Raw genomic sequence first — 18,112 nt, forward strand, 5'->3', positions numbered from 1 at the left:
CGTATATATATATATATATATATATATATATATATATATATATTTGACGGGATCAAACGCTTTCTTGCTATCGTCCGATCTGGCTACTCACTTATCAGGGCGCTATACAGAAATCCCCGTATTTCCCCTCTCTTTTGCAGAGTTTCTCTCATTTTCTGAGGTGTTTCATAAACCCTTGGATGCCGATCCGTTCGATATCTATATGCGATTCGGCAGGATGCCGGAGCTTTTTGATACAAGATATAGGATTTCAGCCTGAGAACATCGTTTATCTTGAGCTGCTCCGGCGAGGATATGAGGTTCATGTCGGCACGCTTTTATCTGGCGAAGTTGATTTCGTTGCGCAAAGGCGATCCGAACGAATCTATATCCAGGTGTGCGAAACGCTGCTAGACGTGGCAACTCGTGGGCGGGAGGTAGCGCCATTGGAGCGCATCGGTGACGTATATCCGAAGCTGATTCTAACACGCGACAGTTCCACTGTTGGAATCACAGAAACGGGTGTACGGATAGAACTCGTCGCAACGTGGCTTCGCGGCAGCACGTCAATTGCTTGTACGACGTAGGGTGGGAGCAGTACTACAGCCCGCAGCCCGCTTTAGCGCGTACCAAAAATGCGGTCACCCGCATCGCCCAACCCGGGCACGATATAGGCATGCTCGTTGAGGCCTTCATCGACCGCCGCAACATAGATATCAACATCAGGATGCGCCGCGCGCACCGCGTCAATGCCCCGAGGCGCTGCTACCAGATTCACCAAACGAATGTTGTTGCACCCACGCCGCTTGAGGCTATCAATAGCATCCACTGCGCTGCCGCCCGTGGCGAGCATCGGATCAACCACCATGATGACTGAGCGCTCATACCCCTCGGGCATCTTGTAATAGTATTCCTCAGGAAGATGCGTCTGCTCGTTGCGCACCAACCCGATATGCCCCACATGGGCAAAAGGCATGAGCTCAAGCAATCCGTCAACCATGCCAAGGCCCGCGCGCAAGATGGGCACGATGGTGAAGAAGTCGTCTTTGAGCGCCGGGAACTCACCTAGGCAGATGGGCGTCTCAACGCTGATGAGATGCGTAGGGAAATCGCGCGTGATCTCGTAGCCCATCAGCAGAGATATCTCTCTCAGCAGCGTGCGGAACTCCGGAGAGGGCGTATCCTTGTCGCGCATCCGCGTGAGCTTCGCCTCAATGAGCGGATGAGAGATAACATGCAGACTTCCCATGCGTGCGCCTTTCCTGCGTATACGTACCGTCTGTATTCTACCGCGGATCGCGGGATATTAGGTGTGCATATGGATGCCGCCATCCACCATGAACGATTGGCCGGTGAAGTAACCGCCCTCATCGCTCACCAGGAACACGATCAACGGCGCGCAATCCTCTTCTGTTGTGCCGATGCGCCCTAATGGGCTCTTCGCTTCCAGGCTTTTCAAGGCTTGAGGCTGCGTCTCTCGGAAGAAGTCGGTCGCGATGATGGGCAGGAACACGTTCACCGTGATTCCGTACTTGCCCCATTCGCGAGCGCCCGTGCGCGTGATCGCGCGAATAGCCTCCTTGGCCATACCGTACGCGCCGAAACCTTCGTTGCCATCATAGCCCGCAGCTGATGCCGTGTTGATGATGCGGCCGTGCCCGCTTTCCTTGAGATACGGGAAGCACTCCTTCATGAACAACATGGTGGCCAACGCGCCGCTCTGGTACGCCGTCATAGCGTATTCGATATCGATATCCTGGATCTCACAATACGCCATGGACCCCTGCGCACAGTTGATAAGGATATCCACTCCACCGAACGCCTCAACGCACTGCGTGACCACGTTCTTGATCTGGTCCGGGTCGGTCACATCGCATGCCACCGGCAAGACGTCGGCCCCTTCAACCGCAAGCTCGGTTTTGAGCTCTTCGAGTTTCTCCATTCGGCGAGCGCATGCGCAGATCTTCGCGCCCTGCTCAGCGAGCACCTTCGCCAGCCCGCGGCCGACCCCCGAGCTCGCGCCGGTCACGATCGCCACTCTTCCTTCAAGCTTCTTCATGTCATCACACCGTTTCTCGCTTGGCTGGTTCATCTGTTTCGACTATAGCATAGCGTCGAAATGCCACCCTTGATGCCGAAATCGCTCATGCATCCGAAACCTGACCCTCACCTTCGAGCAGCGCGCGAGCATGAGCGATCGCCTCGTCGATGTGACCGCAGAAGTTGTCCTCGCCGATCAGATCGACGAATCCAGCATGCCGCATGGTTTTCATGGGCTGCTCGTTCACGTGCGAAAAGATCAACTTCACCCCATGCGCGTTGCAGTACTCGTAAAGATTCTCAAGCGCGTTCATACCCGACGCATCAAGCGATGGCACCCCACGCATCCGTATGATGAGATACTTGGTGAATGTTTTCACCGAAATGTCCGCGATACGCTCGGTCATGCCGAAGAACATCGGGCCGTTGATCTCATAGACGCGCACGCTCTTCGGCAACTCGCGCAGATGGGTGACCTCGGAGTTCTCGTCACAGTAGTATTTCCAGCCTTTGACTTCGGTCTCGTTGCTCATATCTTTCAGGAAGAGCACCACGCTGATCGTCATGCCCACGCCGATAGCTACCACCAAATCGAGCACGATGGTCAACGCGAAGGTGAGCAGCAAGATAGCAACAGCGCTTCTTGACGCTGTTTTGCAGAGATGGACGAAGTTGCGCCAACCGCACATGTTGTAGGCCACGAAAAAGAGGATTGCCGCGATGGTTGGCATGGGAATGAGCGAGGCGAACGGCATCAGGAAAGCCAACACCGCAACGAGCACGAGTGCGTGGACCATGCCTGCAATTGGGGTGCGGCCACCCGCTTTCACGTTCGCCGCCGTGCGGGCGATAGCACCTGTTGCTGGAATGCCGCCGAAAAGCACCGAGGCGATGTTACCAATGCCTTGCGCCACCAGTTCAGTGTTGGCGCGGTGATGCGAACTGATCATGGAGTCCGCCACCACGCACGAGAGTAGCGATTCGATGGCAGCCAAAACAGCAATGGTGGCCCCATTGGCTATCTGCCTGCGAAAGAGGTCGAAATCGAGCTGCGGCAGATGAAATTCGGGCAGTGCGCCACTGATGCTATAGAGATCGCCGATCGTGCTCACCTTGAGATCGAGACCGCCGACCAAAGCGATACCGACCAGAAGCGCCACCAACGAACTCGGGATGCGCTCCCCTATCTGCGGCACCTTCCGCCACGCGAACAGAATGACCAGACACACGGCACCCACCATGCACGCCTGCACGTTGATGGTTGCGATGTTGGCCGCCATCGCTGCAAGCTTGTCGGCGGTATGGACCACAACGACCCCATCAGGATACGTCAACCCAAGAAAACCCTTCAGTTGCCCAATGACAAGCGTGACCGCAATGCCCGCCGTAAAGCCCGTGGTAATAGTGAATGGCACGAAACGAATGATCGCCCCCAGCTTGAAGAGGCCCATCAACACGAGCAGAATGCCCGCGATGATGGTGGCGGCGATCAGACCTTCGATACCATCGGTTGCCACGATGCCCGCCACAATAGTGGCAAACGCTGCCGTAGGGCCAGATATCTGCACGCGACTGCCGCCGAGAAAAGCGATAAGGAACCCGGCGATGATGGCAGTGTAGAGGCCTTGTTCAGGCGTGACGCCCGATGCGATGCCTAAGGCGATAGAGAGCGGGAACGCCACCACCGCAACCACGATACCGGCAACGATATCCCGAGGTATCTGCTCTTTGAGCTCTTCTGCACTGGAATGCTTGATGATACTGAATAGGATCGGTTTTATCTTGTCACGCTGGTTCATGTGCAGTTTGCCTTTTGATTTCGCATTGGTATCGCTTGTTACGAGATGCCCTGCCGGTATTGACCTCAAGGGATATCTGGGCTCGCACGGTTTAGGCGCCTCCCATGCGTCGACCAGAGCGATCCTATGATGACACTTACGGTGAGAGCCTCTGTAATGTATCACAGGAACTCGCCTCTGCCATCCAGATACCCCGGTTCATCGTTTTGCAACACGGCGTGATCAGTGTGCGCGCAGATCGGGATCCTTGAGCCTTGTGCCCTATTGTTTCAGTTTGGCTGCATTTCAGGACAGGCCGGACGCGGTTGCTACAATGGGCGCATTCGGGCTGAAACGCCACGCAACGGCGTGATGGCCCCCGCTGACACCGCCCGCGAAGAGACGCAGGAGCAGCCATGGCCGAGACGACAAAACCCATAGCACCCATGGAGATTGAATTCCCCTCATGGGATGGCACGAGTACCATCCATGCTTTGATCTGGCAGCCCGCTGGCACACCGCGCGGGATCGTACAGCTCATACACGGCATGTCGGAGCATATCGAGCGCTACGAGTCCTTCGCCCAGTTTTTGGCAGCGCACGGCTTCATCGTATGCGGACACGACCACATCGGTCATGGACACAGCGTCTCCAGCACTGATGAGCTCGGACACATGCCGGTAGAGCGCGGGGCGGATGTGCTCGTCGAGGATGTGGATACGCTACGCGCCATCGTCTCACGTGCCTTCTCGGACGATCTTCCCTATTTCATCTTCGGCCACTCCATGGGAAGCTTCACCTTGCGCGTATATCTGACGCGTCATGGCGAGGGCCTAGCGGGTGCTATCCTCTGCGGAACGGGGCACAAACCTAAGGTCGTATCCCTTGCAGGCAATGCGTTAGCGCATCTGGGCGCCAAAGTGCGCGGCGAACGAGAGAAGAGCGAGCTGATCCACGCTATGGCAGACGGCGCCTTCTCGCGCGCCATAGACGACCCGCGCACCGAGTTCGACTGGATTTCGGCGAACCAGGATAACGTTGATGACTATATCGCCGACGATCTCAACGGGTTCCCATTCACGCTGGGGGGCTATGCGTCGCTTACCCGCCTCACCCTGCTCGCCGCCTCTCTGGAGCTGGCCAAGCGCATACCGAACGATGTGCCGCTGCTGTTCATCGCGGGTGCGAAAGACCCCGTGGGCGAAAACGGACGAGGCGTCACGGCCGCGGCCGACCTCATGCGCAGAGCTGGCGCGGAAGACGTGGAGATCATCCTCTACGATGGCATGCGTCACGAGATTCTCAACGAAAAGGACGCCCAGCTGGTCTTCGATGATGTTCTCGCATGGATCGAAGCGGTCATCGCGCTGTAGGCACGAGGGCTCCACAATCCCAGCTCAGTCTCTCCCTAACACTTAGAGCTAGAGGAAGAGGCACGAAACTCTCCCCTTGGGACGCCAGCGGGCACTCGACGCAGAGGGGTACCTCGCCGAAATCCGTGTGCGCGAGGAATCCACCCTCTACCACCTCTTTGAGCAGAAGGAAACGGAGGTTGAGAAGTACGATGGGGTGATGCGGGTGCTTCTCACATATCAGTCATCCGTAACGTTGCCCGACCCATTCAGATCGATCGGCTCTCCGCCGAACGTGGGCGGCGCGTCGATGGCCACCTTCACCAGATCCTTGGAGCGAGCCGGTATCTCACGAATATCCCATATGAGTTGCTGGGCGAAAACATGGCCCTCAGCTGGCACTCCTACCGCCTCAAGTCCCAAACCCAATGCGTCATACAAGGCGCGATAGAGGTGATACTTCTGAGTGGAGACGATGATGCGCTCAGCACCGAACACGTTCTTCGCGCGATGCATGGTTTCGTAGGTGGAAAAGCCGGCGTGATCACAAAAGACATCTTCGGCAGGAACTCCAGCATCGATGGCATACTGCTTCATAGCACGCACTTCATCGTATTCGGCGGTTCCATGGTCTCCGCTCATGATGATCTTGGGAGCCGCACCACGTTCGTAGAGGTCGATGGCGTTATCCAACCTGTCTTGGAGCACCCACGAAGGCGCACCATCAGGGTTTACCTGTGCGCCCAAAACGATGATCGCATCCGCATCATGAGCAGACGCCTCTTCGACGGTCGTGATGACTTGGGATGCTTTGCCGATGACGAGGGCATTCGTGATCCCGAAAAAAACGATCGCCACCAAGACGCATATGCCGCAAGCAACCAGAACCGCTTTCAGGCGTTTGCGTTTCGGGGTTGGTCGCTCGATACGTTGTTCGGCTGGTTGAGCGACCGGCTCATGGAGTGGCGGCGAACCCCAATGAACCTCCGACGCGCACCCACACGTTGCTTTCGGACTTGAATCCTGGCGCATTGACGCCACATCCTTTTCTGTAGAAAAGCCGTTCATAGCGCCCATGATAGCAAATAGCCATCTCTGCACAGGACTGTTGCACTTCGCCTGCCGAAAAGCATTGCACCGGCGACAATAGAACAGTGACAATAGGGTCAGGTCATTCTGTCACGCTAAGGCGCTTGATACAAACGCACCGTTACTCCATCGCTATCCGTCACATCGCCTCGATATTTCCAGCCAAACCGCTCGTAGAGGCCAACGTGGTCGGTAATGAGATAGAGCTCATCTCGACCCAGGCGATGCGCCTCGCTCCCCGCATGCTCAACCAGTCGCCGAGCCAACCCTCGACCGCGATGCTCTTCCTCAACAAAGAGCGCACAGAGATTTGGAGCAAGGTCGGGATGATCATGGAAATCGTTCTCAATAATCCCACATCCCGCAATGATGCGGCCTGATTCCGCGTTACCGAGCCGCACGATGTACCACTGAGGAACCGAATCCGCGCAATGCACGCTCCCCTCGATGCTTTTCTGATAAGCCTCAACTGGAATATCCCATTTTGACGAAAACCACTCGGCAGCCTCACCGATCATAGCGGGGTTCTCGGACAACCGCCAAATACGGACACCCATCGCCTCTTCGATGAGAGCGTTTGCGATTCCCAAAGCCTGAATTCTGCGCTGAGCCAAAGTTATTTGCGACTTCAATCGGTCGGCGTTCTCCTTTTCGCTCAAAGCACGAACGGTTTCTCGGAGCTTGTGCAGGATCGAGCCGATCTGCCGCTTTGCTTCAAGAAGCTCATCCTCTGAATAATTTGACGGCATGGATCTTCCTCTCATAGCTACACTCTCAGCTCGGTTCCTCTCCAGCATGTGCTGTTCGTTCACGATCCGATTTGATGTTGTCCTAGCGCAGCTGCTTCTCCATCTTCTCATAGACCAGTTTCACGCCATCATCAAACTCGATCACGCCGTGCCCAACGGTCTTGTACCCCCTGCGCTCGTATAAGCAAGCCGCTGACAGCGACGCATCAATGCAAGCAACATCGTAGTCGGCCGCTATTTTCTCTTCCAGCCGATCGATGATGAGCGTCCCGCACCCTCTGCCTTGAAACGCAGGGTGAACATACACACCGGTAATGTGGTTGTCATCGTAGCAGCCTGTTCCCACCACGTTTCCCGCATCATCGAGCGCAACTCCCATATTCCCTGAAGCGATTCCCTCTCTCACATGCTCAAGACAATGAAGGTTGCAGAAGAAATCAACGACCGTTTGAGGATAGTATTTCGGATAAATTGCGCGGATCGTGGTTTGCAGCACATTATGAATAGCCCCGGCATGCTCATCTGTCGCCGGCGCGTATCGCATTGCATAGGTTCGCGAGGAATGGGGCATCTTAACGCTCATCCTTTCCAAGGATCACCATGAACCCGAAGCGACCTTCCTTCGCATACAGTGCGCAGAGCGTTTTCCCACCACGACGGTACTTGTATTCCAAGTCCCAGGCTTTGCCGCCGCTGCCCCATGTCCTGTCCATCTCGTATTGGTCGTCAATGCGCTCGCAGAACTGCATCCAGAGATCATATCGCAACTCATCAAAAGACCGGCAAGTCGCTCTTCGTATGACTGATCGTCGCTCATCGCAATCCTCCATCATGAAAAGAGTCGCAACAAGAGGGTCAGGCCACTTGGCCCCGTTGTCACCTTGTCATCATTGTAAAGGAACAAGGATACTGGCATGCCACCTAGTTGAGAGCCTCTGCAACATTGGACGGAAGCGCATCTTCTGGGATTTCCGACCATCCAACAACCCCGCGAAACGGTTGAAGATCCAATTTCAAAAAAGCATCCTGGCGAAGTTCTCGAGAGGCGCCGAAGTCTATTTCAACCCTATCGTCCGTCGCGTTAACCGCCTCAAGTTTGTACAGATACGGTTCGCTAGTCCCGAAGTTGATAAGTCCACCGCTCGGCTCATTCTTGGAGAGGCAAGCGTTATCGATCTTGACGTAGTAGTCGCCAGCTAAGAGCAGATTTGTCGTCGATACAGCAAAAAGAAGGGCCGCTGCCAATCCGACAACAGCAATTGCCGAGATCGCCATTGCTATTTTCTTGTTCATGGGTCATTCTCCTTGGTCGTTTTGATCCATGAAGCGATGATGCCGTTGCGGTACCGCGACCGCCATCGATTTGCCTTACTGCTCTCTAACGTTTTTGAAAGGCGATGCAGTGATGCGCCTCCTACTGAAAGAACTGCTCGGACACCGCATGTGGAACTGGAGTCTGTAGAAGATGCGGAACAGGGGTCGGTTCCGCCCCAAATGGTCTATCAGTTCAACAGATCAAACGAGTAACAGGCATTGGCAGAGGAATAATATATCGAGCAAAATGTGACACAACGACCTGACCCTATTGTCACTTGACCCTATTGCCACTTAATACAGAGCTGCTCGCCGATCCTGTGTTCGCTGCTATCGCTGCGACGCACGGGGTCTCTTTACCACAGGTCATCTTGCGGTGGAACCTACAGCGTGGCGTCGTGGTGATTCCCGGGTCGAGCAACCCTGCCCACATCCGCGAGGATGCGAGCGTTTACGATTTTGAGTTGAGCAATGCGGAGATGGCTCGCATCGCAGCACTGAACCGCGACGAGAAGCACGACTGGTACTAGAGGGTTTGGAGGGTGGAAGATGGAGGAGCGGGAATATCTCGAGCGCCTTCTTGCGGGAGAGGCCGTGGAGGCTGGGAGCGAGATGCATCTCATGATGCACAGCATGAGCCAGGAGGCCATCCGCATCTGCATGGAGATCAACGGCGCCTATCACACCCCCGGCGAGCTGAAGGTGCTCATGGAGGAGTTGACGGGGAAGGCCGTTCCTGACGGGTTCGCTCCGTTTCCGCCATTCAACGCCGATTGCGGTAGGAACATCCATCTCGGCGAGAACGTATTCATCAACAGCGGCTGTAAGTTCCAAGACCAGGGCGGCATCTTCATCGGCGACCGATGCCTTATCGGGCACAATGTCGTCATCGTCACCCTCAACCATCATCTTGACGTCAAGCGTCGTGGCGGCATGACGCCGAAACCGGTGCGGCTGGGCAACGACGTATGGGTGGGCTCGGGCGCGATCCTGCTTCCGGGCATAACCGTGGGTGACGGCGCTATCGTGGCCGCAGGGGCCGTGGTCACCAAGGACGTGGCCCCACACACGATAGTCGGCGGCAACCCAGCACGCCTCATCAAGCGAATCGCGAGCGCCACGAGAACGGAGATTATGCCGTCGCCTCAGTGATTTGCGGCGGCAAGCGCCTTCGCGAAGCCCTGCGGGTCGTCTAAACTGAGCCCGATGACACGCGCGCGCTTCTCGCCGAGCATCGTGCGCACCGCAATGGGCTGCTTGACCGCGATCCATATGTTCGCCTGATAGAAAGTTCCGAAATTGAGCTTGTCGCCCTTGGCGAGACCATCGCCGGTCGGCTCAGTGAAGGTGACCTCCCGCACGGCGGCCAGCGGGATGCGCGCCTCCATCTGAATGCCGCATTCCAGGCGCATGCAATCCCCACCGATCGCGACCGGTCGCATAACGCGCGCTCGCGCATCGCCCGCAAGCCACACGACGGCATAGACCGAAAGCGCAGTGATGGCACATGCCGCAGCGACGCTCCACTGCGCAACGAGCAGATGCACCCCAACGATCTCGACGGGAAACGCGAGCGCGAGCCCCAGCATCATGTTCAGGTAACCACCGGCGTTGTGGTAGCTGAACGCCTTCTCACCCGACAGCACGTAGGGCGCGCGCCGCCAGGAGAGCAGCGCGTAGTGCCAGACGCTGAGTTCGGCAGCCGCCAGGTGCGCCGCCGTGTCGTGGCGCACAAGGTAGCGCATCGTCTCCGTGAACCAGACCATGGGGTCGGGGCCCTTCGCCTTCGCGACCCTATAGATGTGAGCAACCTTCAGGCATTCCCGCGCGGCGATGGCAACCTCAACAGGAACCAGCACGCAGAGCAGCCACGGAAGCGCGCCGACCTCCGGCGAGCCGAGCGCGAACACGCTCAGCCCGTAGCCAATCCAGATAACAGGGATGACGCACAGCGATGTGAGGCGGCGCGGGCGCACCACCATGAGATAGAAGCCAGCAGGGATGCCGACCATGAAGTCGAGTGGCAGCGCGATGCCCTCGACGGCGCGCGGGATGCACCCCGTCGATGCAACGCCGTAGACGTACAGCGCGCATGCCACCACGCAGAAGGCGACCAGAGCCGCTCTTCGACTCCTTGCCGTGCTCATAGGCCCTCCTTCACGCTGCCGCGTCCGCTTGCTCAGCCCGACTCATGACCTCCATCTTGCCACAGGCATATTTGCCAAGGCAAATTCTTGGTCAAATGCATATGTTCCAGACTTCGACAACTCGCCTCGTCTCCCCGACGCTGCGCCCGCGCTTAAGATAGCCGGGCACGGCCACGTTCTCGTACAGGGTGAGGTTGCTCACGAGGTTCGCCGCTTGGAAGACGAAGCCGAAGCTCTGCGCCCTCAACTCGGAAAGCCGACTCTCGTTGAACTGGGCGATGTTTTCACCCTCGAATACCACCTGTCCCGAGGTGGGCGCATCCATCCCTGACAGGCAATAGAGCAAGGTTGATTTCCCAGACCCCAACGGCCCCATGATCGCCGTGAAATCTCCCCGGTACAGCTCGAGATCGACGCTTCCCAACACATGCGTCTGCACGCCGTCCGCTACGTAGGTCTTCGCTAGGCGGCGCGTTGTGAGTATGGTTTCCTGCATGATGCAGCCTTTCTTTTGACTACGAACAGCGCCATCGTGGAACGAACAGCATTAAGGAATCATTAAGAACACAACGGGCGAACTACGAACAATCCGAAACGGGAAGCTCGATCGTCGTCTTAAGACCCGGGTGAGCGTTTGTCACACGCAACCGACCTTCCATGCGCTGCACCAAGTACGCCGAGACCCAGACCGGATCCCGGTTGATCGGACACGTTGGACCTCCGGAAGAAGCGCTCGGTCGCGAACGGAAGATCCTCGGCCGCCATACCTGGGCCGAAGTCGCGAACCGAGATCAGATACCGCTCCCCCTCGGTCACCGCTTCGATCTCTACCGGTGAAGCGCCTGCATACTTGATGGAGTTCCCTATGAGGTTGTCGATGACCTGCACAAGCCGTGTTTCGTCAGCCTCTATCACAGCATCGTCGATCCGCCGACATGCAATCTGGATCAAACCCGACGAATCGGCCGCACAACGCTTAATGACAGCGGCTGCCGACAGAGGCATGCACTGTACCGAAATACGATCCAGGCCTGAGAGCGCATGCTGGAACAGATCCTCCACCAGCGCTGATGCCTCATCGCACTTGCGCATGATCGACCGCTCGTAGATGAGCAGCGCATCAAGATTACCCGCCGCCACCTCTTCAGCGAAGCCTTCCAGCCGCGCGAACGGGCGCGCCACTACCCGATACAGGTAGAGCGCTATCAAAACGATGGCCGCGATCACAACGCTGACGGCAGCCGCGACCGCAACCGCCAACACGGCAAGCACGGCTCCCTCCTACGAGCCGCGACGTCAGGCGCTTCCCTTCCTTTGCCATCAACAGTCCTCATCAGGCACGTCGAAACGATAGCCTTCGCCGCGAACCGTCCTGAAGTAGCGGGGCTAGACGGGTCGTCCTCAAGCTTTGCGCGCAGCCAGCTCATATGGACCGAGACCGTTTGCGGCTCTACCTCTGCGAAGGCGCCCCAAGCCTTCACCAAGAGGGCATCACGGCTCAGGCTCGTACCGACGTTGCTCATAAGGACGGATGCAAGTTGAAATTCCCGAGGAGATAGGGCGATCAGCCGCCCGTCCTTCCCGAGCGTTTTCGCCCCGCGGTCAAGCTCGAACGGGCCGACGGAGAGCACGGCCCCATCAGCTTCGCTTCTCCACTCGGGCCTCATCATGAGGGCTTTCGCCTGGGCGAGCATTTCCCGCAGGCTGAACGGCTTGGAGAGGTAGGCGTCGCCTCCCTCTTCCAGGGCGCGGATGCGCGCATCAGGTTCGATACGCGCCGAAGCGAACACCACAGGAACCCCGCTGCGTTCGCGCAAGGTGCGGCAGAGCGCATAGCCGTCATCACCCGGCAAGTTTACATCGACCACGAGACAATCGAAGACAGAATCAGTAAGCAGATCGTAGGCTTCCTCGGCGCTACCAGCGATGCGAGCCGTCATGCCCTCCGACTCGAAGGTACGCTGCATCAAACGCGCGAGCTCGCCATCGTCCTCAACGATCAAAACGTGCGTCACCGCTCACAGCTCCTTGCGCTGCGCGGAGTGCTGCCCCGCGTATTCTCGCTTCAGCACAGCGATGCACGTGCCGCCGATACCATAGCTCGCATCGTCAAGTTCGTGGATGGTGATACTGTAGAACTCGGGAGGCACGCCCATGACCTCTGAGGACACCGCAGTCAGACGTGCAACGAGCGTGCGCTTCTGCTTATTGGTGAGCTTTCAGATTCAATCGCGGTGCGAGGCATTGTTGCTCCTTGGCGCTTTCGATTTCAAACCGCCCCTTCAGCCCTCCCATGATGACGTAGGATGAGGCAGAACGAGACTCGTGCCATCCTGTTAGCAGATATAAAACGGCTATCGTAGAATGAACGAAGCAGCTTTGCACTGCGACCAAGACTCAAAAAAGAAGGTTCAAGATGGCAAATAACCCAAAGGCGAAGCTCAAGACGCTCTATCTCATGCGCATCCTCCAAGACGAGACGGACGCCGAGCACGGGCTTTCGCTTCGGCAGATCATCGAGCGCTTGGCGGACTATGGCATCCAAGCAGAGCGCAAAAGCCTCTATCGCGATATCGAAGTGTTACGCGAGTTCGGATTCGATATCCAGACCTTCCAAAGAAACCCGGTGCAATACGCAATTGTAAAACGAGATTTCACGCTGTCGGAGTTAATGCTGCTTGTGAATGCGGTAGAATCGTGCAAATTTCTCACCGCTCGCCAGTCAAGAACGCTCACCACGAATCTGAAGCTATTGGCAAGCGACCACGAGCGGGTGCTGCTCGATCGGCGCATACACGTACCAGGCAGGATCACCTCCAAAGTGGAGTCGGTGTTTGGCTCGATCGATATGCTGCACGAAGCTATGAGGTGCAAACGGAAAGTTAAGTTCATGTACTACAAGTACGGGTTGGACGGGAAACGGCACGCCACGCATGGCGGCAAACCGCATCTCGTGACGCCTGTCGGCATCACCTTTTCAGACGGCTACTACTATCTGACCGCTTGGAATGATGATCATGAGTGCATGACCGAGTATCGTATTGATCGCATGGAGAGGCTGGACGTGTCCTCGATCAGGGCGACCAGAAACGAGCAGATTACCCACCATGAATTCGAAGGCGAAGACCACGAAGTTTTCGGTCGCTTCGGGGGCGAGCCAGTAACGGCAACACTTCTCGTTGACAGCGACAAAGCCGAGATTATCATGGATCGCTTCGGCGATGCTGCCGAGTGGTTTAGGCACGACGACGAAACTGCTCAGGTGGTTGTCAAGATCCGCAAGTCAGAACCGTTTTTCGGCTGGGTCTCCGGTCTTGGAGGCACCGTGCGCATACACGCCCCGAAGAGTCTGAAAGAAGAGTATCGTGAATACCTCAAACGTCTACTCGAGGACTAAAGAACGAAAGCAACAAGCGCCAGAGACTGGAGCCGTGTCCCTTCTCCTCTGACACATCCCACTACGTTTTGCCGCGCTTCATGCGACAACGCGCGATCAACATAAGCACCAAAGAGATCAGACCGATTCCGGCACATGCGCCTAAGGCCAGCGCGGAATTATCATCTGTCGTTGCGAACTTACCCGCCGCGTCAGCATTTTCGACGAAATGTTTACCACCAGAATCGAAACTGCCTAAATTCCCATTGTTCGATCCCTCAGAGTTAGCATCTCCACTTCCGTCGGTGTTGTGGCCGGAGCCATCTCCGCCAGAAACTGAAGAGTCTGGTATGGCAGCCGGCTTGCGCCATTATTATCGTCATCCTCATCGAAAGGTGGCTTGCCATTGTTGCCCCCATCGCTACCAGTAGGCGGGTTTTCATCGTCGTCGACCGCTACAATCTCAAGAGTATACGTGCGCATATAGGGCTGATCACCATCGGGCGCGATCAGCTTGAAGTCAACCGGACTTGTTGATCCACGCGAACGGAAAACCCCGGTTTGTCCATAGTCGTTCTCGTTCAAACAAAGGCGTACCTGAAAGTCCGGAAAGCGAATGGGATACGATCTCGAGCACAAAAGGTTCAACTTACATGCTCTTCCACGTGACGCAGAGTACCCTCTCCAGTGCTTCCCGATTCGGCAGCGATCATCGAACTGCCAGATGTCGAACTTTCGCGCCATCAGGTGAAGGATGCTGCGCTGCGCAATACATACACGGCATCTTACATATCAAACGAGTAAAAACTACCCTACGTTCGCCTTGATCACCTTGACGAGAAATGCAGTCGCCCCCTTCCCGCAGGCATCGTCGTAGTAAGCTACAAAGCGCGGATCATGCACATATCCCTCTGCAAGCGCCACATGCGCTTCTGGTGTGTAGCCGTCCTCGCCCCAATGAACTCGGATCCACCGGGCGTGCATCTCGGCCAACATTCTCGCAATCTCGGAATCAATATCGCCCTCAGACATTGCCAACTTGAGATTGTTCTTAATGCGCTGCTCCAGCTCCTCCTTGGCATCCCATGCCGCCTTCGACATTCCGAGTATACGCTCGTTTGCCGCGTCAATGGCCGCATCGCCGTAGAGCTCCCGGGCCTCAACCCCATACTCATCCTCAAAGCAAGAGATCGCATCCTTCTTGAGCTGCTCGAATCGCTGCTTGTCATCCATAGCCTCGAAAGCCTCCAATCCCGCCACCGCATGTCTCACGATAGCAATCGTCTCTTCCAGTTCGGATCTCTGTCGACAGAGATCGTTGAGATGGCTTGAAAGCATGCGGCCTATCTCGAAGGCGGGTTCACGAAGCGCATCAACAATGACAGAGAGGGGCACGCAACACTTCCGCAACAAAAGAATATGCTGGAGCGTGCGCACATCTGCCGCACTATAGGTGCGATAGCCGTTATTCGCTCGCTTTGGCACCAAAAGACCGATCTCGTCATAATAGCGAAGCGTGCGCGCGGTTACGCCCGCCAGGTCAGCGAGTTCCTTGATGCCATACATCTTTGAATCTTCCATCACGTTGAATTCGACTCCCTTCTTTGACTAAACCGCTGCTTATTGCCATCTAAGACAAGGCTAAACCTTGACGTAGCGTCACAGTCAAATCCCATTCAGACCTACAATCTCAATTCCGCTTCACCCCGGCGCTTCATAGGCCTAAGAAGTGGCACGAAGCTCTCACCTTGTGGCGTCAACGTATACTCAACGCGCAGAGATATCTCGCCGGAATCCGTGCTTGCAAGAAATCCATCCTCCACCAGCTCTTTGGGTTACTTGGAAAATCGACTCAGAGACGTTGCCAATGCAGCGGCGCAACTGCCTGAAATGGTGCACATCCCTGAAGGCGACGTAGATAAGGATTTCGATCTTCCACTTCCTGTCAATCATGTGTTGTATAGTCGACAGCGGTTTGCATCGTTTGGCCTCTTCATTGCATCTATGCGCCATAGCTTTCTCCTTTGCAGATCCTTCGCAGGCTTTGATGCTTTCTGAGTGCATCCAATACTAAACTCGCCGAACTTGCAGCGACCGAATGTGCGGAATGGTCGTATGGGGCACCCAAAATGGGTATCGCCAGTTCTTCATCTAACCTGACCTAACTCGAAACGGCGCTTGCCAAAGGCTCCGCTGAATAACCAATGCCGAAATTACAACATGCGCTCCTTCAAAAAAGCCATGCGTAACGATAGGGTCATCCCTTTGCCTCGTTCACGCATCGGCAACGGCGTGGTGACCTTTGCGAAGCGCTTCGGGCGGCAAAACGGTGGCCCATATGATGCGTTCTCTACAATGGATTTACCGAAGAATCGAAAACTCGATATCACATCAATATTCAGACAGAATAACGCAGATTACGAACCAGCAGGAAAAGGAAGGAATAACAGATGGAAATCAAGAGTGTGACCGTTGCAGGAGGCGGTGTTCTCGGCAGCCAGATCGCGCTGCAGAGCGCCTATAAAGGGTTCGATGTGACCATGTGGCTTCGCAGCGAAGGCTCCATCGGGCGCGCACAGCCGAAGCTAGATCGCTTGGTGGGCATCTACACCCAGACCTTGGAAGCCATGAAGACAGACCCGCACGCATACTGCCGCGGCCTGGCGGATTCGCCGGATGTGCCGCCCGAGAAACTGGATGAACTCGTCGCGAGGGCCAAAGCAGCGCGCGGTGCCATCAAGCTCACGACGGATATTGCCGAGGCGTTCGGCGATGCAGACCTGGTGATCGAGGCCATCGCCGAGGTGATGAGCGAAAAGGAGGCGTTCTACCGTTCCATCACATCAGTGTTGCCTGAGCGCACGATCCTCTGCACGAATTCGTCCACACTGCTCCCCAGCGCCATGATGGACTTCACTGGGCGCCCGGATCGGTTCTTGGCGCTGCATTTCGCGAACAACATCTGGAAGAACAACACGGCAGAGGTCATGGGCACCAGCGAAACGTCAGCTGATTCATACCGCAGCGTCGTGCAGTTCGCTCAGGCCATCGGGATGATCCCGTTGGAACTAAACCGGGAACAAGCGGGCTACCTGCTGAATAGCATGCTGGTGCCGTTCTTGAACGCGGCAGAAGCGCTACTGGCCAACGACGTGGCTGACGTAGAAACGATAGACAAGGCGTGGATGCTGGGTACAGGTGCGCCGCTGGGGCCGTTCCGCATCCTAGACATCGTGGGACTCAACACCGCCTACAACATCGTGGCGGCAAGCCCACAGGCGCAGGACCCGAACAGCACGCCCGGACGCATCGCCGCTCTGCTCAAAAAGCTGATCGACGAAGGCCGCACCGGCGTGAACGCGAAAGCTGGTTTCTACACCTACGACTGATGCTCAAGATGCAGGATAGGGAACGGCTCTGTCCTGCATCTGCCACATGCGCATGGTAGCGCGCCTGGGCTCGGGCAGTGACCTCGGGCGGTGGTCAAATTCGGACGACGACCAAGTTCGAACGATGACAGAGTTCGGAAAACGACCAAGTTCGAACGACGACAGAGTTCGGAAAACGGCCGAATTCGGGCAACGACAGAATTCAGGCGTTGCGTTGCTGCTTAACTATACCTCTCTGTTTTAGAGCCAATCAGCGGTTCCAGTGCCTTCGCGAGCCAGTAGACCCTGGAGACCTTCAGACATTCCCGAACCACAATGGCAAGTTCAACAGGTATCAGCCTTCCCTATCGCGGGCTTTTCGATGCATTTCTCACGCAAGAACGAAATAAGTTCATCGGGGATATTGCTTTCATAAAACGCCACCAGCAATCCGAAGAACTCATCTTGGGAGTCAATGGGCACAGCCAGGATGCCCTCGCCCGAATGGATGAGGATGTCGTTGGCAATAAGCTGAGCTGTCCGCTTGTTGCCGTCGCGGAACAGCTGCGAGCGACACGTCCATGCGAATGCAAGCACATCGGCGGTCTGAGGGTACGTGACAGCGATGCCCTCGAGTCGAGCCTCTTTCCAGATGCTGTCCACCAAGTTTCGTTTAGCGAGGAAGATGTTGTCCTCAAGGGAGAGCCTTCCATGTGCGGTCATCGGATATCGACCCCTTCGGCTTCAAGGAATTGGCGCAGAGCAGCTTCATACACGTCGTTCTTCTTAAGTCGGCGCCCTTGCTTTCGCGCGTGGTAGATGTAGTCGTCAACGGCATCGACAAGGCCCTCGTCGATGGTCAGCCCCACCTTCACCTTTTGGGAGGAACTCATGGGGCGCTTCAACCTGCACGCAGAATG

Annotated in this window: 22 protein-coding genes and 2 pseudogenes; 6 read left to right on the forward strand and 18 right to left on the reverse strand. The window is 56.3% G+C overall.

Going from position 1 to position 18,112, the window contains the following annotated elements:
- The first annotated feature begins 43 nt into the window (after positions 1 to 43).
- Positions 44 to 259, forward strand: a complete 216-nt coding sequence (locus tag NFR19_RS08940) for an AAA family ATPase (RefSeq protein WP_349665522.1) — start codon at positions 44 to 46, stop codon at positions 257 to 259.
- Positions 260 to 598: 339 nt separating this feature from the next.
- Here NFR19_RS08940 and upp read toward each other — a convergent pair whose 3' ends face one another.
- From upp to NFR19_RS06810, 3 genes are all read right to left on the reverse strand, one after another.
- Entirely contained in the window at positions 599 to 1,228 is a 630-nt protein-coding gene (gene upp / locus NFR19_RS06800; protein WP_251213037.1) for a uracil phosphoribosyltransferase, read from the reverse strand.
- Between the two features lie 57 nt (positions 1,229 to 1,285).
- Positions 1,286 to 2,038, reverse strand: a complete 753-nt coding sequence (locus NFR19_RS06805; RefSeq protein ID WP_251213038.1) for an SDR family NAD(P)-dependent oxidoreductase — start codon at positions 2,036 to 2,038, stop codon at positions 1,286 to 1,288.
- Between the two features lie 85 nt (positions 2,039 to 2,123).
- On the reverse strand, positions 2,124 to 3,818 hold the full coding sequence (locus NFR19_RS06810) for a SulP family inorganic anion transporter (protein ID WP_251213039.1): 1,695 nt from the start codon (positions 3,816 to 3,818) through the stop codon (positions 2,124 to 2,126).
- A gap of 395 nt (positions 3,819 to 4,213) precedes the next feature.
- Here NFR19_RS06810 and NFR19_RS06815 point away from each other — a divergent pair, with 395 nt between their 5' ends.
- A complete protein-coding gene (locus NFR19_RS06815; protein ID WP_251213040.1) occupies positions 4,214 to 5,170 on the forward strand; it encodes an alpha/beta fold hydrolase in 957 nt (318 codons plus the stop codon).
- A gap of 219 nt (positions 5,171 to 5,389) precedes the next feature.
- On the opposite strand, the gene NFR19_RS06820 is transcribed toward NFR19_RS06815, so the two are convergent.
- The 5 genes from NFR19_RS06820 to NFR19_RS06840 form a co-directional block, all read right to left on the reverse strand.
- Positions 5,390 to 6,007: a SanA/YdcF family protein gene (locus NFR19_RS06820; RefSeq protein WP_251213041.1), complete on the reverse strand. Its 618-nt coding sequence runs from the start codon at positions 6,005 to 6,007 to the stop codon at positions 5,390 to 5,392.
- A 326-nt stretch (positions 6,008 to 6,333) separates the two neighbouring features.
- Positions 6,334 to 6,987 (reverse strand): GNAT family N-acetyltransferase, encoded by a 654-nt coding sequence (locus tag NFR19_RS06825; RefSeq protein ID WP_251213042.1) that lies wholly within the window; start codon positions 6,985 to 6,987, stop codon positions 6,334 to 6,336.
- 82 nt (positions 6,988 to 7,069) lie between these two features.
- Positions 7,070 to 7,570, reverse strand: coding sequence for a GNAT family N-acetyltransferase (locus NFR19_RS06830; protein WP_349665520.1), 501 nt, complete (start codon positions 7,568 to 7,570; stop codon positions 7,070 to 7,072).
- Positions 7,560 to 7,736, reverse strand: coding sequence for a DUF3788 family protein (locus NFR19_RS06835; RefSeq protein ID WP_251213043.1), 177 nt, complete (start codon positions 7,734 to 7,736; stop codon positions 7,560 to 7,562). The genes NFR19_RS06830 and NFR19_RS06835 overlap by 11 nt, the downstream gene beginning before the upstream one ends.
- 172 nt (positions 7,737 to 7,908) lie before the next feature.
- On the reverse strand, positions 7,909 to 8,280 hold the full coding sequence (locus tag NFR19_RS06840) for a YxeA family protein (protein ID WP_251213044.1): 372 nt from the start codon (positions 8,278 to 8,280) through the stop codon (positions 7,909 to 7,911).
- 308 nt (positions 8,281 to 8,588) lie between these two features.
- Here NFR19_RS06840 and NFR19_RS06845 point away from each other — a divergent pair, with 308 nt between their 5' ends.
- Both NFR19_RS06845 and NFR19_RS08945 read left to right on the forward strand, forming a co-directional pair.
- The gene (locus NFR19_RS06845) at positions 8,589 to 8,831 is read left to right on the forward strand and encodes an aldo/keto reductase (protein WP_251213045.1); all 243 of its coding nucleotides are present in this window, start codon (positions 8,589 to 8,591) and stop codon (positions 8,829 to 8,831) included.
- A gap of 424 nt (positions 8,832 to 9,255) precedes the next feature.
- Positions 9,256 to 9,408: pseudogene (locus NFR19_RS08945) on the forward strand (DapH/DapD/GlmU-related protein); the annotation flags it as partial.
- A gap of 38 nt (positions 9,409 to 9,446) precedes the next feature.
- Here the strand turns inward: NFR19_RS08945 and NFR19_RS06855 are convergent.
- The 5 genes and pseudogenes from NFR19_RS06855 to NFR19_RS06875 form a co-directional block, all read right to left on the reverse strand.
- Positions 9,447 to 10,448, reverse strand: a complete 1,002-nt coding sequence (locus tag NFR19_RS06855; RefSeq protein ID WP_251213047.1) for a hypothetical protein — start codon at positions 10,446 to 10,448, stop codon at positions 9,447 to 9,449.
- 91 nt (positions 10,449 to 10,539) lie between these two features.
- Positions 10,540 to 10,944: an ATP-binding cassette domain-containing protein gene (locus NFR19_RS06860; protein WP_251213048.1), complete on the reverse strand. Its 405-nt coding sequence runs from the start codon at positions 10,942 to 10,944 to the stop codon at positions 10,540 to 10,542.
- Between the two features lie 119 nt (positions 10,945 to 11,063).
- Positions 11,064 to 11,720 carry a sensor histidine kinase gene (locus NFR19_RS06865; RefSeq protein WP_251213049.1) on the reverse strand — a complete coding sequence of 219 codons (657 nt, stop codon included), beginning with the start codon at positions 11,718 to 11,720 and terminating at the stop codon, positions 11,064 to 11,066.
- Positions 11,672 to 12,463, reverse strand: a complete 792-nt coding sequence (locus tag NFR19_RS06870) for a response regulator transcription factor (RefSeq protein WP_251213050.1) — start codon at positions 12,461 to 12,463, stop codon at positions 11,672 to 11,674. Before NFR19_RS06870 ends, NFR19_RS06865 begins: the two co-directional genes overlap by 49 nt.
- Before the next feature lie 3 nt (positions 12,464 to 12,466).
- Positions 12,467 to 12,649, reverse strand: a pseudogene (locus NFR19_RS06875) (tautomerase family protein); the annotation flags it as partial.
- A gap of 215 nt (positions 12,650 to 12,864) precedes the next feature.
- Between NFR19_RS06875 and NFR19_RS06880 the strand changes: the two are divergent.
- Complete coding sequence (locus NFR19_RS06880) at positions 12,865 to 13,845, forward strand: helix-turn-helix transcriptional regulator (protein ID WP_251213052.1); 981 nt, start codon at positions 12,865 to 12,867, stop codon at positions 13,843 to 13,845.
- Between the two features lie 234 nt (positions 13,846 to 14,079).
- Here the strand turns inward: NFR19_RS06880 and NFR19_RS06885 are convergent, their stop codons facing one another.
- From NFR19_RS06885 to NFR19_RS08985, 3 genes are all read right to left on the reverse strand, one after another.
- Positions 14,080 to 14,409, reverse strand: coding sequence for a hypothetical protein (locus NFR19_RS06885; protein ID WP_251213053.1), 330 nt, complete (start codon positions 14,407 to 14,409; stop codon positions 14,080 to 14,082).
- Positions 14,410 to 14,631: 222 nt separating this feature from the next.
- The gene (locus tag NFR19_RS06890; RefSeq protein WP_251213079.1) at positions 14,632 to 15,405 is read right to left on the reverse strand and encodes a MerR family transcriptional regulator; all 774 of its coding nucleotides are present in this window, start codon (positions 15,403 to 15,405) and stop codon (positions 14,632 to 14,634) included.
- A gap of 101 nt (positions 15,406 to 15,506) precedes the next feature.
- Positions 15,507 to 15,647, reverse strand: coding sequence for a winged helix-turn-helix transcriptional regulator (locus tag NFR19_RS08985; RefSeq protein ID WP_432762721.1), 141 nt, complete (start codon positions 15,645 to 15,647; stop codon positions 15,507 to 15,509).
- A gap of 627 nt (positions 15,648 to 16,274) precedes the next feature.
- Here NFR19_RS08985 and NFR19_RS06895 point away from each other — a divergent pair.
- Positions 16,275 to 17,213, forward strand: a complete 939-nt coding sequence (locus tag NFR19_RS06895) for a 3-hydroxyacyl-CoA dehydrogenase (protein WP_251213054.1) — start codon at positions 16,275 to 16,277, stop codon at positions 17,211 to 17,213.
- 324 nt (positions 17,214 to 17,537) lie between these two features.
- On the opposite strand, the gene NFR19_RS06900 is transcribed toward NFR19_RS06895, so the two are convergent.
- Positions 17,538 to 17,915, reverse strand: coding sequence for a hypothetical protein (locus NFR19_RS06900; protein WP_251213055.1), 378 nt, complete (start codon positions 17,913 to 17,915; stop codon positions 17,538 to 17,540).
- On the reverse strand, positions 17,912 to 18,085 hold the full coding sequence (locus tag NFR19_RS06905; protein WP_251213056.1) for a hypothetical protein: 174 nt from the start codon (positions 18,083 to 18,085) through the stop codon (positions 17,912 to 17,914). The genes NFR19_RS06900 and NFR19_RS06905 overlap by 4 nt, the downstream gene beginning before the upstream one ends.
- Between the last annotated feature and the right edge of the window lie 27 nt (positions 18,086 to 18,112).

Source organism: Adlercreutzia murintestinalis (assembly GCF_943192905.1).
Lineage (GTDB): Bacteria > Actinomycetota > Coriobacteriia > Coriobacteriales > Eggerthellaceae > Adlercreutzia_A > Adlercreutzia_A murintestinalis.